The following is a 14,441-nucleotide window of genomic DNA, read 5'->3' as shown; positions in this document are numbered from 1 at the left end:
CCTGCTCGCCGACCTGATCGCCTTCGACACCACCAGCCGCCTGTCCAACCTGGCGCTGATCGACCATGTGCGCGCCTACCTGGCCGGCCTGGGCGTCGAGAGCGAGTTGCTGTTCAACCACGACCGCAGCAAGGCCAACCTGTACGCCCGCATCGGCCCTTCCGGACCGGGCGGCGTGATGCTCTCCGGCCACAGCGACGTGGTGCCGGCGGACGGCCAGCAATGGACGCTGCCGGCCTTTGCACTGACCGAGCGCGACGGCCGCCTGTACGGCCGCGGCACGGCCGACATGAAGGGCTACATCGCCTGTGTGCTGGCCGCCGTCCCGGCCTTCCTCGCCCGGCCGCTGCGCCTGCCGCTGCACATCGCCCTCTCCTACGACGAGGAGGTCGGCTGCCTCGGCGTGCGCAGCCTGGTCGAGCACCTGCGCGCCAGCCCGGAGCGGCCGGCCATCTGCATCATCGGCGAACCCACCGCCATGCGCCCGGTGCTCGGCCACAAGGGCAAGCTGGCGATGCGCTGCGAGGTGCACGGCGCGGCCTGCCACTCGGCCTACGCGCCGCAGGGGGTCAACGCCATCGAATACGCGGCCAGTCTGATCGGCCGCCTCGGCGAGATCGGTACGCGCCTGGCGGCCCCCGAGCGCCACGACGCGCGATTCGACCCACCGTTCTCCACCGTGCAGACCGGCGTCATCCAGGGTGGCCGGGCGCTCAACATCGTCCCGGCCGAATGCCGCTTCGACTTCGAGATGCGCGCGCTGCCGGCCGACGATCCGCAACGGGTCGCCGCCGAACTGCGCGACTACGCCGAGCGCGAGTTGCTGCCGCGCATGCGCGCGGTGAGCGCGACCAGCGACATCCGCTTCAGCGAACTCTCCAGCTACCCCGGCCTGCTCACCGGGCCGAGCAGCGAGGCGGCGCGCCTGCTGGCGCTGCTCTGCGGCCACGAGGACTTCTCCACCGTGGCCTTCGGCACCGAGGGCGGCCTGTTCGACGAGGCCGGCATCGCCACCGTCATCTGCGGCCCCGGCAGCATGGACCAGGGCCACAAGGCGGACGAGTACGTCAGCCTCGATCAGCTGGCGCAGTGCGATGCGCTGCTGGCGCGGTTGGTGGAGTGGATGCGGGTGCCTGAGGCCTAGGCTGCTGCGGGGGCGTCGCTGGATTCCCGCCTTCGCGGGAATGACGGGTAGGGATCGGGAATGACGGGTAGGGATCGGGAATGACGGGGTAGGGGATTTGGCACTGTGCTGTCCCGCCCACTTCCGTCATTCCCGCGAAGGCGGGAACCCAATTAAAAGCCAGCAGGCCTCAAGCCTGCCCCACGATCTCCTCCCACAAGTCCCGCCACCCGGGGTTGCCCGCCTCGATCAGGCGCAGCTTCCATTCCCGTCGCCACTTCTTCAGCCGCTTCTCGCGCTCGATGGCGGCGGGCATGTTCTCGTGCATCTCGTAGTAGACCAGCTGGTGCACGCCATAGCGGCGGGTGAAGCCCTCGACGCAGTCGTTGCGGTGTTCCCAGATGCGTTTGAGCAGGTGGCTGGTGACGCCGATATAGAGCGTGCCATTGCGCTGGCTGGCGAGGATGTAGACGGCAGGTTGCCTGGGCATGGGTGTCCTTCCTGGACGTTGGTGTTCCTTTGGCGGCGAGTCTAGTCGCTGGTGGCCGGGGTTGCCTCGTTGTTCAGGTGGGGGTGGAGTTGCCTGCCTGGGTTCCCGCCTGCGCGGGAATGACGGAGTGGGTGGAAGACTCCGTGCCATCCCCTCTACCCCGTCATTCCCGCGCAGGCGGGAATCCAGCGGGGCCACGCACAATCAGCATGCCTCTCTCGAACGCCCCTTCGCCAACCATCCCCACCTCAACCTCCGCCCTCACCCCAGCTGCTCCTTGCAGTAATCGACGAACAGCTGCGCCGGCTTGGTCAGGTGGGCGCGCTTGAGCCAGCCGGCGACCAGGCCGGAGCCGGTGACGTCCTCGACGATGTTCACGCAGACCACCTTGCGGCCGTCGTAGGTGGTGTTGCAGTGCGGGCGGGTGACCAGCACCGAGAAGCCGAAGCCCTGGCCGACCATGCCGCGTACCATCTCGATCGACGGCGAGCTGAAGACGATGTTCGGCGACAGCCCCAGCTCCTCGAAGATGCTCACGAAGTAGGTGCGGCTGGGTAGCACGTCGAGCAGGATCATCGGCTCCAGCGCCAGGTCGCGCAGCGAGACTTCCTTCTGCCCGGCGAAGCGGTGGTCCTCCGGCAGCAGGGCGTAGGGGCGCTGCGGCGGCATCAGCGGCTCGGTCTCGATGGTGCCGTCGAGGTCGTGCTCGTAGAAGATCGCCAGGTCGAAGCGGCCGCCGGTCAGCCCCTGCACCAGCTCCTGCTGTTCGCCGTCGTGCAGGCGGATCTCCACGCCCGGGTAGCGTTCGCGGAAGCCGGCGATCAGGCGTGGCAGGTACAGCGGCGCGACCGTCTCGAAGCAGCCGATGTCGATCTGCCCGGCCACCACGTCGTTGTCGGCCAGGGCGTTCTGCTCGAACTCCCGGGCCATGCGCAGCAGCTCCTGGGCCTTGCGGTAGAAGCGCGCGCCGCCCGGGGTGAGCGACACGCCCTGGGCGTGATGGCGGATCAGCAGCTGCACGCCGAAGCTTTCCTCCAGGCCCTTGACCGCGGTGGAGATGGAGGGCTGGGCGATGTACAGCTTGCGCGACGCCTCGGCGACGCTGCCGCACTCCACGGTGGTGACGAAATACCTCAATTGACGCAGGGTGTAAGAAGCCACGCAAAACCTCGGACGATCTTGTTTTTCGCCCACCTTAGCCGCAGACCAAGATGTGACGAGTGAACATTTTGCTCGGCAGCGACGACATTTTTCCTGGCTCGTCGATGCCGGCCGGTGGGTATCCTGCTTGCAAGAGCCGTACACGACCGACGACAGGAGAACCACAGATGCGCCTCGCCCTCTGGCAGACCCAAGGCTTTCCCGCCGACATCGAGGCCAACCTGGCGGCGCTCGACGGCCAGCTGCGCGCGGCCGCCGCGGCGGGTGCCCGCCTGCTGCTGTGCCCCGAGCTGTGGCTGGGCGGCTACCACGTGCCGCAGCGGATGGCGGCGCTGGCCGAACCCGCCGACGGCCCGGCGGCGCAGCGCATCGCCGCGCTGTGTCGAGAGCATGGCGTGGCGGTGTGCTACGGCTATGCGGAGCGCGACCCGGCGGGCGGCAAGCCGTACAACTCGGCGCAGGTGATCGACGCCGACGGCCGGCGCGTCGCGCACTACCGCAAGACCCACCTGTTCGGGCCGATGGAGCGCGAGCTGTTCCAGGCCGGCGACCGGCTGGAGGCGCCCGTCGAGCTGGACGGCTGGCGCATCGCCCTGCTGATCTGCTTCGACGTGGAGTTCCCGGAGAACGTGCGCAGCCACGCCCTGGCCGGCGCCGAGCTGGTGCTGATCCCCACCGCGCTGACCTCGGAATACCGCGCGGTGCCGGAGCTGATCGTGCCGACCCGGGCGGTGGAGAACCAGCTATTCGTCGCCTACTGCAACCACAGCGGCGTGGAGAACGGCCTGGCCTATCTCGGCGGCTCCTGCGTGGCCGCGCCGGACGGCCAGCGCCTGGGCGCGGTGGCCGGCGGTGAGGCCCTGCTGCTGGTCGACCTGGACCGTTCGCCGCGCGAGCAGTGGCGGCACACCTTCCCTTATCTGGAAGGGCGTCGGCCGGACCTCTACGGCGCCCTGGTCGAGGACTAGGGCGTGCGCCCTGATGGCGCACGCGATCTCCTGCTCGGGCCGTGAACCGGCCGCTCTACGGACCGCGCGCCGGCGTGCCTGAAAAACACCGGATGCAGGTGTGTCAGGGCCTTCGCGACAACTCGCATGGCCTTCTCGCGCCCCGCGTGTGGAGGAGTGCAGCGGGCGTGCACAACAAGCTGGCGGAGCGCCCCGTGGTGGTGCGTGCATAACCAGCTTTTTCGTATGTCCCGATGACATTTTTAATAATTTTCCTAACCCCTGCCTTGGGCCACCATCGGTTCGCATCAAGCCACAGGATCGGTTCGGGAGAATCAGGGTGCTGCAACTCAACGACTGGCAACGGCGCGCAAGCGAACAACGTTTCATCGACCAGGCCATCATCGGCGGTCGCCGTGTCGCAGCCGCCTCCGGCGCCACCTTCGCCTCCATCGATCCGGCCACCGGCCGCCTGCTGGCCAATGTCGCCGCCTGCGGCGAGGCCGAGGTCGACCTGGCGGTGCGCGCCGCCCGTGACAGCTTCGAGTCCGGCGTCTGGTCACGCTGCGCCCCGCGTGAGCGTCAGCAGAAGCTGCTGCGCCTGGCCGAGCTGATCCTGGCCAACCGTGACGAACTGGCCCTGCTCGACTCGCTGAACATGGGCAAGCCGGTGATGGACGCCTGGAACATCGACGTGCCCGGCGCCGCCGGCGTGTTCCGCTGGTACGCCGAGAGCCTCGACAAACTCTACGACCAGGTCGCGCCGACCGCGCCGGACGCCCTCGCCACCATCACCCGCGAAGCGCTCGGCGTGGTCGCCGCGGTGGTGCCGTGGAACTTCCCGCTGGACATGGCTGCCTGGAAGCTGGCCCCGGCGCTGGCCGCCGGCAACTCGGTGGTGCTCAAGCCCGCCGAGCAGTCGCCGTTCTCCGCCCTGCGCCTGGCCGAGCTGGCCCTGGAGGCCGGCATCCCGGAGGGCGTGCTCAACGTGGTGCCCGGCCTCGGCGAGAGCGCCGGCAAGGCCCTGGGCCTGCACATGGATGTCGACTGCCTGGCCTTCACCGGCTCCACCGAAGTCGGCAAATACTTCATGGGCTACTCGGCGCAGTCCAACCTCAAGCAGGTCTGGCTGGAGTGCGGCGGCAAGAGCGCCAACCTGGTGTTCGCCGACTGCCAGGACCTCGACCTGGCGGCGAGCAAGGCCGCCTTCGGCATCTTCTTCAATCAGGGCGAAGTGTGCTCGGCCAACTCGCGCCTGCTGGTGCAGAGCTCGATCCACGACGAATTCGTCGAGCGCCTGCAGGCCAAGGCCCGCGACTGGCTGCCGGGCGACCCGCTGGACCCGGCCAGTCGCGCCGGCGCCATCGTCGATACGCGGCAGACCGCGCGGGTCATGGACTTCATTCGTGGCGCCCAGGCCGAGGGCGCGAGCCTGGTCTGCGGTGGCAAGCAACTGAGCTTCAACGGCTCGGACAACTTCGTCGCGCCGACCATCTTCACCGGCGTGGCCGCCGACAGCCGCCTGGCCTGCGAGGAAGTGTTCGGCCCGGTGCTGGCCGTGCTGCCGTTCGACTCCGAGGATGAAGCCGTGGCCCTGGCCAACGACAGCATCTACGGCCTGGCCGCCTCGCTGTGGAGCGACGACCTCAACCGCGCCCACCGGGTGGCCCGCCGCCTGCGTGCCGGCACCGTGTCGGTCAACACCGTCGATGCCCTGGACCCCTGCACCCCCTTCGGCGGCGGCAAGCAATCCGGCTTCGGCCGCGACCTGTCGCTGCACTCGTTCGACAAATACACCCAGCTCAAAACCACCTGGTTCCAACTGCGTCCGTAGGGTGCGCCACGCGCACCGGATGGCCCCGAGACAGACCGAGGGCGGTGCGCACGGCGCACCCTACCGCCCCAGATTCAGCGGAGACCCTGCAATGACTGCCAAGTACACCACCCAGGAATACCAGGCACTGGATGCGGCCCACCACATCCATGCCTTCCTCGACCAGAAGGCGCTCAACGAGAAGGGCGCGCTGGTGATCGCCAAGGGCCAGGGCCTGAATCTGTGGGATACCGAGGGCAAGCGCTACCTCGACGGCATGTCCGGCCTGTGGTGCACCGCGCTGGGCTACGGTCGCGAAGACCTGAACGCCGCAGCCACCCGCCAGCTGGCCGAGCTGCCGTACTACAACCTGTTCTTCCACACCACGCACCCGCGCGTGGTCGAGCTGTCCGAGCTGCTTTTCAGCCTGCTGCCCAAGCACTACAGCCACGCCATCTACACCAACTCCGGTTCCGAGGCCAACGAGGTGCTGATCCGCGCCGTGCGCCGCTACTGGCAGGTGGTCGGCAAGCCGCAGAAGAAGATCATGATCGGTCGCTGGAACGGCTACCACGGCTCCACCCTGGGCAGCACCGCGCTCGGCGGCATGGGCTTCATGCACGAGATGGGCGGAATGCTGCCGGACTTCGCCCACATCGGTGAGCCGTACTGGTTCGCCGAGGGCGGCGAGCTGTCCGAAGAGGCCTTCGGTCTCAAGGCCGCCCGCGAGCTGGAAGCCAAGATCCTCGAACTGGGCGCCGAGAACGTCGCCGCCTTCGTCGCCGAACCCTTCCAGGGCGCCGGCGGCATGATCTTCCCGCCGGCCAGTTACTGGGCCGAGGTGCAGCGCATCTGCCGCCAGTACGACGTGCTGCTGTGCGCCGACGAAGTGATCGGCGGCTTCGGCCGTACCGGCGAATGGTTCGCCCACCAGCACTTCGGCTTCGAGCCGGACACCCTGACCATCGCCAAGGGCCTCACCTCCGGCTACATCCCTATGGGCGGCCTGGTACTGGGCAAGCGCATCGCCGATGCGCTGGTGCAGGAGGGCGGCGTGTTCGCCCACGGCCTGACCTACGCCGGCCACCCGGTGGCCGCCGCCGTGGCCATCGCCAACCTCACCGCGCTGCGCGACGAGAAGATCGTCGACACGGTCAAGGCCGACACCGGCCCCTACCTGCAGCAGCTGCTGCGCGAGACCTTCAAGGACCACCCACTGATCGGTGATGTTCAGGGTACCGGCCTGGTCGCCGCGCTGCAGTTCGCCGAGGACAAGGGCAGCCGCAAGCGCTTCGCCAACGAGAACGACATCGCCTGGCATTGCCGCACCGTCGGCTTCGACGAGGGCCTGATCATTCGCTCCACCCTCGGCCGCATGATCATGGCCCCGGCCCTGGTCGCCACCCGCGCCGAACTGGAGGAGCTGGTCGACAAGACCCGCCGCGCCGTGGACCGCACCGGCCGCGAACTGAACCTGCTGTAACGCCATATCCGCTGTAAGTCAGAAAAGCCCCGCAGAGGGCGCTGCAACGAAGAGAGCCGCCGGCCGTTTGCGGGCCGGCGTGGGGACGCATTCGGCCACTGGCCAGCCCTGCCACACATACACCAACAAATCTGCCGTCAGGCTGTGGAGAGCTCCATGATCAACACCTTGCGCAACCGTTTCGCCCGTACCGCCCTCGGCGCCGGCCTGGTCCTGGGCCTGGCCGCCACCGCGCAGGCGGGCACCCTGTCCCTCGGTCACACCACCTGGGTTGGCTACGGCACCCTGTACCTGGCTCGCGACCTTGGCTACTTCAAGGAGCAGGGCCTGGACGTGGAGTTCACCGTGATCGAGGAGTCGGCCATGTACATGGCGGCCCAGGCCTCCGGCAAGATTTCCGGCTCCGCCTCGACCATCGACGAAATCCTCAAGTACCGCTCCAAGGACTTCTGCTTCAAGGCAGTGGCCGCGCTCGACGAATCCCACGGCGGCGACGGCGTGCTGGTGGGCAAGGACGTGACCAGCCTGGATCAGCTGAAAGGCCAGGCCGTGGCGGTCAACGAAGGTTCGGTGTCGCAGTTCTGGCTGAGCTACCTGCTCAAGCAGAAGGGCATGAACATGAGCGACCTGGAAGTGCAGAACATGACCGCCGACGATGCGGCCACTGCCTTCATCGCCGGCCGCGTACCGGCGGCGGTGACCTGGGAGCCGCACCTGTCGCTGGTCAAGCAGAAGGGCCAGGGCAAGGTGCTGATCGACTCCAGCGAGACCCCCGGCGTGATCGTCGACGTGGTGGCGCTGTCCTGCGACGTCATCGACAAGCAGCCGGACGACGTCAAGGCGCTGGTCAAGGGCCTGTACAAGGCGGTCGAGTTCGCCAAGAACAACCCGGACAAGGCCCACGAGATCATGGCTAAGGGCGTCGGCGGCTACCTGTCCGATCCCAAGGACCTGGCCGAGGCCGCCAAGGGCGTGAAGTTCTACGACCAGGCGATGAGCGAGAAGCTGCTCGGCACCCCGGGTAAAGAGGGCGACATCGCCGGCATCATCAAGCTGGCCAACGAGACCTGGACCCAGCTGCAGGGCAAGACCTACGACGTGAAATACGAAGACCTGGTCGATACCCGCTTCGTCACGCCATAGAACCTTTTTACGATCTGCTGCGCGTCGGCTAAACGGCGTTGAAAACAGCCTCGGACTGCTCATTTACTGCCCGTAAACTCCGCGTCCTCGGCCGTTTTCGCCACCGTTTATCTCTAGCTCGCGAGATCGTAAACAGGTTCTAACGCGCCACCGGGAGCGGCCGCGCGCTGCTCCCGTCGTTCAATTTTCGCTTCGAGAGGTGGCAGCATGGCCACGCAAAAATCCTGGCTGCAGCGCTGCCTGACCCCCAAGGTCGAGCTGCCCGGCCGACTCATTGTGGGCGCCAGCACCCTGTGCTGGCTGCTGGTGATCGGCCTGTGGGCCGGTCTGTCCTACGGCGGCGTGGTGCAGTCGATGTTCCTGCCGACGCCCGGCGCGGTGGTCGACGCCGCCGTGCGCCTGGGCTCCGATGGCACCCTGGGCAAACACGTGTGGGCAAGCATCGAGGTGGTGATGATCGGCTTCATCGTCTCCTCCCTGGTGTCGGTGCCGCTGGGCCTGCTGATGGGCAGCTTCCGCATCGTCCAGGCCTTCATCGAACCGCTGGTGAACTTCATCCGCTACCTGCCGGTGACCAGCTTCGTGCCGCTGTTCATCCTGTGGATCGGCATCGGCCTGGAACAGCGCGTGGCGGTGATCATCTTCGGCGTGTTCTTCCAGCAACTGGTGATGATCGCCGACGTCTCCAAGGGCGTGTCCAAGGACCTGATCAACGCCAGCTACACCCTCGGCGCCAGCCGCCGCGACGTGGTCCTCCATGTGCTCGGCCCGGCCTCGCTGCCCGGCGTGCTCGACACCCTGCGCGTGACCATGGGCTGGGCCTGGACCTACCTGGTGGTGGCCGAGCTGGTCGCCGCCAGCAGCGGCCTGGGTTACATCAGCCTGAAGGCCATGCGCGGCTTCCAGGTCGACGTGATCTTCCTCGCCATCGCCATCATCGGCCTGCTCGGGCTGATCACCGACCAGCTGTTCCGTCTGCTTCGACTGAGGATTGCCGCATGGGCGCAGTAGCCACCAAACCCTACATCATGCCGGCGCTGGACCAGTACGCCGACGTCACCGCGCGGCTCAAGGTCGAGAACGTCAGCCTGCGTTACCAGTCGCCCAAGGGCGAGACCTTCACCGCGCTGGACAACGTGTCCTTCGAGGTGCCGGACCAGCAGTTCGCGGTCATCGTCGGCCCGTCCGGCTGTGGCAAGTCGAGCCTGCTGTACCTCACCGCCGGGCTCGCCGAGCCGAGTGACGGCGCCATCTACGTCGGCGGGCAGAAGGTCGACGGCCCCGGTGCCGATCGCGGCATGGTGTTCCAGAGCTACACCCTGTTCCCCTGGCTGACGGTGCGGCAGAACATCGAGTTCGGCCTCAAGCGCCGTGGCCTGCCGCAGGACGAGATCCGCACCATCGTCGAGTTCTATCTGGGTGAAGTGGGTCTGGCCAAGTTCGCCGAGCATTATCCCAAGCAGCTCTCCGGCGGCATGATGCAGCGCGTGGCGATTGCCCGTGCGCTGGCCAACGACCCGCAGATCCTGCTGATGGACGAGCCGTTCGGCGCGCTGGACAGTCAGACCCGCCTGCAGATGCAGCAGCTGCTGTTGCAGGTGTGGGGCAACAGCAAGAAGACCGTGGTGTTCGTCACCCACGACATCGACGAGGCCATCCTGCTGGCCGACCGCATCTACGTGATGGGCGCGCGCCCGGGGCGAATCAAGGAAATCCTCCAGGTGCCGATCGAGCGTCCGCGCAGCCTGGAGGTGGTGATGGAGCCGGAATTCATCCGCATGAAGCGGCACATCCTCGAACTGCTCCACGACGACCTCGAAGAGGTGCACTGAGGGGCCACGCAGCGCGTAGGGCGGGTGAAACCCGCGTCGGGGCCCTCCGGTGCACGCGGGTTTCACCCGCCCTACCTTGATCCCCGCGCAGACGGGAGCGTCCATGGAGGTTGCCATGACAGAAAACCAATACGACTACCTGATCGTCGGCGCCGGCTCGGCCGGCTGCGTGCTGGCCAACCGCCTGAGCGCCGACCCCGCCGTGCGCGTGTGCCTGATCGAGGCCGGCGGCAGCGACGCCAGCCCGCGGGTGCAGGTGCCGGCCGGCACCATCACCCTGTACAAGAGCAAGGTGTTCAGCTGGAACTATTTCTCCGCGCCGCAGAAGCACCTGGCCGGGCGCCGTCTGCATACCCCGCGCGGGCGGGCGCTGGGCGGCTCCAGCTCGATGAACAGCATGATCTACATCCGCGGCGACGCCAGCGACTACGACCGCTGGGAGGCCGCCGGCTGCCCCGGCTGGGGCTGGAGCGACGTGCTGCCTTATTTCAAAAAGTCCGAAGGCAACCGCCTCGGCCAGTCGCTGCAGTACCACGGCACTCAGGGCGAGCTGCTGGTGGACAGGCCGCGCGACCCCAACCCGCTGTCCGAGCGCTATATCCGCGCCGCCGAGCACATCGGCCTCAGGCGCAACGACGACTTCAACGGCGGCACCCTGGAAGGCGTGGGCCTGTACAACGTCACCCAGAAGGACGCCAGACGCCTGTCCAGCTACCGCGCCTTCGTCGCGCCAGTGCGTCAGCGTGAGAACCTCACCGTGCTGACCGGCTGCGAGGTGGAGCGCCTGCTGCTCGACGGCGGGCGCGTCACCGGCGTGGAACTGCGCGAGAACGGCCAGTGGCGCACCCTGCGGTGCGGCCGCGAGACCATCCTCTGCGCGGGCTCGCTGGGCTCGCCGCACCTCCTGCTCAAGTCCGGCATCGGCCCCAGGGCCGAGCTGGAGGCCGCCGGCGTGGCCTGCAAGGTCGACTTGCCCGGGGTGGGCAAGAACCTCCAGGACCACATCGACGGGCTGGTCACCGTGCGCTCGAAGAGTCCGCTGTCGCTGGGCTTCTCCCTCGGCGCGCTGCCGAAGATCATCGCCTCGCCGTTCAAGTACCTGGCGCAGAAGATGGGCTGGCTGACCACCAACTACGTCGAGGCCGGCGGCTTCGCCCGCACGCCGCTGGCCGACGGCCTGCCCGACGTGCAGATGCACTTCGTACCCGGCTATCGCAGCCATCGCGGACGCCTGTTCGAGTGGGGCCACGGCTACGCCATCCACACCTGCGTGCTGCGGCCGAAGAGCATCGGCGAGGTGCGCCTGGGCGAGGGCAGGAGCCTGGCCATCGACTTCAACTTCTTCAGCGACGAGGCCGATGCCCGGGTGCTGGTGGAGGGGGTCAAGCTGGCGCGCAGCATCCTCGCCCAGCCGGAGTTCGACGCCATTCGCGGCGAGGAAATGCTGCCGGGGCCGCAGGTGCGCAGCGACGAGCAGCTGCTGGCGCACCTGCGCGACTGCGCCGCCACCGTGTTCCACCCGGTGGGCACCTGCAAGATGGGCACGGACGACGCGGCGGTGGTGACGCCGGAGCTGAAGGTGCGCGGCCTGGACAACCTGCGCGTGGCGGACGCCTCGATCATGCCGACGCTGATCAGCGGCAACACCAACGCGCCGTGCATCATGATCGGCGAGAAGGCCGCCGACCTCATCCGCGCCACTGCCGCGCCGCGCGAGGCGGCGGGTCGGGTGGCCGTGCTCAGTCCAGCTTGAGCACCTTGGCCAGGACGATCTTGGGCCCCTTCATCTTCTTCACTGTGATGCGCAGGCCCTCGGTCTCCAGTACCTCGTCCTCTTCCGGGACGCGGCTCAGGCTCTCGTAGACCAGGCCGGCCAGGGTCTCGGCCTCGATATGGTCGAGGTCGATGCCCAGCAGGCGCTCGATCTTGAACAGCGGGGTGTCGCCGCGCACCAGCAGCTTGCCCGGCTGGTAGGCGAGCAGGCCGCGCTCGGCCTTGTGGTGCTCGTCCTGGATGTCGCCGACCAGCACCTCCAGCACGTCTTCCATGGTCAGGAAACCGACCACCTTGCCGTCGGCCTCCTCGACCAGGGCGAAGTGCGCGCCGCCCTTGCGGAACTGCTCCAGCAGGGCGGACAGCGGCATGTGCTTGGTGACCCGCTCCAGCGGGCGCATCAGTTCGGCCAGGTTGAACTTCGACGGCAGCATCTCGAACAGCGACAGCTGCAGCAGCAGGTCCTTGATGTGCAGCACGCCGACGAAGCTGGCGCTGTCCTCGTCGTACACCGGGTAGCGGCTGAACTTGTGCCGGCGGAACAGGGTGAACACCTCGTCCAGCCGGGCGCCCAGGTCGAGGTAGACCAGGTCCTCGCGGGAGTTGGCCCAGTCCACCACCTCCAGCTCGCCCATCTCCACGGCCGAGGCCAGCACGCGCATGTCCTGGTCGCTGGGGTCGCGGGCGCGGCTGGAGTGGAGGATCAGCTTCAGCTCGTCACGGCTGTAGTGGTGCTCGTGGTGCGGTCCCGGCTCGCCCTGGCCGGCGACGCGCAGGATGGCGTTGGCGCTGGCGTTGAGCAGGTAGATGGCCGGGTACATCAGCCAGTAGAAGGTGTACAGCGGCGCGGCGGTCCACAGCGACAGCAGCTCCGGCTTGCGGATCGCCCAGGACTTGGGCGCCAGCTCGCCGACCACGATGTGCAGGTAGGAAATGATGAAGAAGGCGATGAAGAAGGCGATGCCGTGGATCAGCTTCTCCGACTCGATGCCGATCATGCCCAGCAGCGGCGTGAGCAGCTCGGCGAAGGCCGGCTCGCCGACCCAGCCCAGGCCCAGGGAGGCCAGGGTGATGCCCAGCTGGCAGGCGGAGAGGTAGGCGTCCAGCTGGTTGTGCACGGTGCGCAGGATGTTGCCGCGCCAGCCGTGCTGCTCGGCGATGGCTTCCACCTTGGTCGCGCGCAGCTTGACCATGGCGAACTCGGCGGCCACGAAGAAGCCGTTGAGCAGAACGAGGAAGAGGGCGAACAGGACGAGGCCGATGTCGGCGAACAACGCGGAGGTGGAAAGACTCGAGGAAGGGTCCATGGTGGTCGGGGCTGGCGGAAGATCGCTACAGGTTGGCGGCTGGCAAGGGCGATTGCAAGCCGCCGCCGAGCATCAGCCGCGTCGGCTTACCTGCTGGGCCGGGAAATGGCAGGTGAAGGTGCTGCCCTTGCCCGGCACGCTGGCGATGTCCAGCCGGGCCCGGTGGCGCAGCAGCACGTGCTTGACGATGGCCAGGCCGAGGCCGGTGCCGCCGGTGTTGGAGGCGCGGCTGGAGTCGACCCGGTAGAAGCGCTCGGTCAGGCGCGGCAGGTGCTTGGCCTCGATGCCGATGCCGCTGTCGGCCACGCTGAAGTGGGCGCCCTGTTCGTCGCCCCACCAGCGGATGCGGATCTCGCTCTCGTCGGGGCTGTACTTCACCGCGTTGAAGATCAGGTTGGAGAAGGCGCTGCGCAGTTCCGCCTCGCTGCCCTTGAGGCGGATCTGGTTGTCCGCCTCCAGGCTGATCCGGTGGCTGCGCGCGCCGGAGAGCGCCTGGGCGTCGTTGCGGATGCTCAGCAGCAGCAGGTCGACGGCCACCGGCTGGTTGTCCGACGGGTAGTCGGTGGCCTCCAGCTTGGCCAGCAGGAGCAGGTCGTTGAGCAGGTTCTGCATGCGCGCGCCCTGCTGCTGCATCTGCTGCAGGGCACGCAGCCAGCGCGGATTCACGTCCTCGACGTTGTCGAGCAGGGTCTCCAGATAACCGGTGATCACCGTCAGCGGGGTGCGCAGCTCGTGGGACACGTTGGCGACGAAGTCCTTGCGCATCTGTTCCAGCTGGTAGAGACGGGTGACGTCGCGGACCAGCATCAGGTGTTCGTGGTTGCCGTACTGGGTGATCTGCAGCTGCAGGCGCTGGCGGTCGTTGACCGGCGAGGGCAGCTCCAGCGCCTCCTGGTACTGGCCGGCCTCGAAGTAGTCCTTGAAGCGCGGGTGGCGCACCAGGTTGGTGATCGACTGGCCGCTGTCCTGGGGCGTCTTCAGGCCCAGCAACTGCTCGGCGGCGAGGTTCCACCACTCCAGATTGCCTTCGGCGTCGAGCATGATCACCGCGTCGCGCAGGGCCGCGGTGGACTCCTGCACCCGGTCGATCACCGCCTGCAGGCGGCCGCGCACGCGCTGGTCGCGGCGCTGCAGGTGGTAGATGTTGTCGAACACCTCGCCCCACAGACCGTATCCTTCGGGCGGCGCCTCGTCCGGCTGGCGCTCGCGCAGCCACTTGTGCAGGCGCAGCAGCTGCTTGAGGTGCCACAGCAGGTAGCCGCCGATACCGACGACCAGGGCCCAGGCGTACTCGCCGGTGATCAGGCCGAGCAGGCCGCAGGCCATCAGCAGCAGCAACAGATGGCGGCCGATGGCGCCACGCCAGTTC

At 67.8% G+C, this 14,441-nt stretch carries 12 protein-coding genes; 8 read left to right on the top strand and 4 right to left on the bottom strand.

Translation table 11 applies throughout. The features are described from left to right. Window position 1: 1 nt before the first annotated feature. Window positions 2–1,144 carry an acetylornithine deacetylase gene (gene argE, locus N5D30_RS15100; protein WP_279909617.1) on the top strand — a complete coding sequence of 381 codons (1,143 nt, stop codon included), beginning with the start codon at window positions 2–4 and terminating at the stop codon, window positions 1,142–1,144. 169 nt (window positions 1,145–1,313) lie between these two features. Here the strand turns inward: argE and N5D30_RS15095 are convergent, their stop codons facing one another. Continuing rightward, a complete protein-coding gene (locus N5D30_RS15095; RefSeq protein ID WP_279909616.1) occupies window positions 1,314–1,613 on the bottom strand; it encodes a GIY-YIG nuclease family protein in 300 nt (99 codons plus the stop codon). 261 nt (window positions 1,614–1,874) lie between these two features. Further along, a complete protein-coding gene (locus N5D30_RS15090) occupies window positions 1,875–2,774 on the bottom strand; it encodes a LysR family transcriptional regulator (RefSeq protein WP_220812568.1) in 900 nt (299 codons plus the stop codon). 167 nt (window positions 2,775–2,941) lie between these two features. Here N5D30_RS15090 and N5D30_RS15085 point away from each other — a divergent pair, with 167 nt between their 5' ends. The 7 genes from N5D30_RS15085 (at window position 2,942) to N5D30_RS15055 (ending at window position 11,745) form a co-directional block, all read left to right on the top strand. Then, the gene (locus N5D30_RS15085; RefSeq protein ID WP_279909615.1) at window positions 2,942–3,742 is read left to right on the top strand and encodes a carbon-nitrogen hydrolase family protein; all 801 of its coding nucleotides are present in this window, start codon (window positions 2,942–2,944) and stop codon (window positions 3,740–3,742) included. 319 nt (window positions 3,743–4,061) lie between these two features. Beyond that, the gene (locus tag N5D30_RS15080; RefSeq protein WP_279909614.1) at window positions 4,062–5,555 is read left to right on the top strand and encodes an aldehyde dehydrogenase; all 1,494 of its coding nucleotides are present in this window, start codon (window positions 4,062–4,064) and stop codon (window positions 5,553–5,555) included. Between the two features lie 91 nt (window positions 5,556–5,646). After that, window positions 5,647–7,017 (top strand): aspartate aminotransferase family protein, encoded by a 1,371-nt coding sequence (locus tag N5D30_RS15075; protein WP_279909613.1) that lies wholly within the window; start codon window positions 5,647–5,649, stop codon window positions 7,015–7,017. A gap of 156 nt (window positions 7,018–7,173) precedes the next feature. Further along, window positions 7,174–8,160, top strand: a complete 987-nt coding sequence (locus N5D30_RS15070) for an ABC transporter substrate-binding protein (protein WP_279909612.1) — start codon at window positions 7,174–7,176, stop codon at window positions 8,158–8,160. Between the two features lie 207 nt (window positions 8,161–8,367). Then, complete coding sequence (locus N5D30_RS15065) at window positions 8,368–9,171, top strand: ABC transporter permease (RefSeq protein ID WP_279909611.1); 804 nt, start codon at window positions 8,368–8,370, stop codon at window positions 9,169–9,171. Between the two features lie 17 nt (window positions 9,172–9,188). Further along, complete coding sequence (locus tag N5D30_RS15060) at window positions 9,189–9,992, top strand: ABC transporter ATP-binding protein (RefSeq protein ID WP_279909619.1); 804 nt, start codon at window positions 9,189–9,191, stop codon at window positions 9,990–9,992. Between the two features lie 115 nt (window positions 9,993–10,107). After that, window positions 10,108–11,745: a GMC family oxidoreductase N-terminal domain-containing protein gene (locus N5D30_RS15055; RefSeq protein ID WP_279909610.1), complete on the top strand. Its 1,638-nt coding sequence runs from the start codon at window positions 10,108–10,110 to the stop codon at window positions 11,743–11,745. Here N5D30_RS15055 and N5D30_RS15050 read toward each other — a convergent pair. Then, window positions 11,732–13,072 (bottom strand): hemolysin family protein, encoded by a 1,341-nt coding sequence (locus N5D30_RS15050; protein WP_220812561.1) that lies wholly within the window; start codon window positions 13,070–13,072, stop codon window positions 11,732–11,734. The genes N5D30_RS15055 and N5D30_RS15050 overlap by 14 nt on opposite strands. A 72-nt stretch (window positions 13,073–13,144) precedes the next feature. Further along, entirely contained in the window at window positions 13,145–14,398 is a 1,254-nt protein-coding gene (gene phoR / locus N5D30_RS15045) for a phosphate regulon sensor histidine kinase PhoR (RefSeq protein WP_262880311.1), read from the bottom strand. Between the last annotated feature and the right edge of the window lie 43 nt (window positions 14,399–14,441).

The sequence above is a fragment of the Pseudomonas sp. GD03875 genome (assembly GCF_029840585.1).
Classification (GTDB): domain Bacteria; phylum Pseudomonadota; class Gammaproteobacteria; order Pseudomonadales; family Pseudomonadaceae; genus Aquipseudomonas; species Aquipseudomonas paralcaligenes.
Note: the sequence above shows the minus strand (reverse complement) of the source record. Positions and strands in the feature narration are given on the sequence as shown.

Excerpts from the sequence above, each read along its gene's own strand:
- N5D30_RS15060 (WP_279909619.1), top strand. The coding sequence starts at position 9,189 with ATGCCGGCGCTGGACCAGTACGCCGACGTCACCGCGCGGCTCAAGGTC.
- N5D30_RS15055 (WP_279909610.1), top strand. The coding sequence starts at position 10,108 with ATGACAGAAAACCAATACGACTACCTGATCGTCGGCGCCGGCTCGGCC.
- N5D30_RS15095 (WP_279909616.1), bottom strand. The coding sequence starts at position 1,613 with ATGCCCAGGCAACCTGCCGTCTACATCCTCGCCAGCCAGCGCAATGGC.
- N5D30_RS15050 (WP_220812561.1), bottom strand. The coding sequence starts at position 13,072 with ATGGACCCTTCCTCGAGTCTTTCCACCTCCGCGTTGTTCGCCGACATC.
- N5D30_RS15085 (WP_279909615.1), top strand. The coding sequence starts at position 2,942 with ATGCGCCTCGCCCTCTGGCAGACCCAAGGCTTTCCCGCCGACATCGAG.
- N5D30_RS15070 (WP_279909612.1), top strand. The coding sequence starts at position 7,174 with ATGATCAACACCTTGCGCAACCGTTTCGCCCGTACCGCCCTCGGCGCC.
- N5D30_RS15075 (WP_279909613.1), top strand. The coding sequence starts at position 5,647 with ATGACTGCCAAGTACACCACCCAGGAATACCAGGCACTGGATGCGGCC.
- phoR (WP_262880311.1), bottom strand. The coding sequence starts at position 14,398 with ATGGCCTGCGGCCTGCTCGGCCTGATCACCGGCGAGTACGCCTGGGCC.
- N5D30_RS15065 (WP_279909611.1), top strand. The coding sequence starts at position 8,368 with ATGGCCACGCAAAAATCCTGGCTGCAGCGCTGCCTGACCCCCAAGGTC.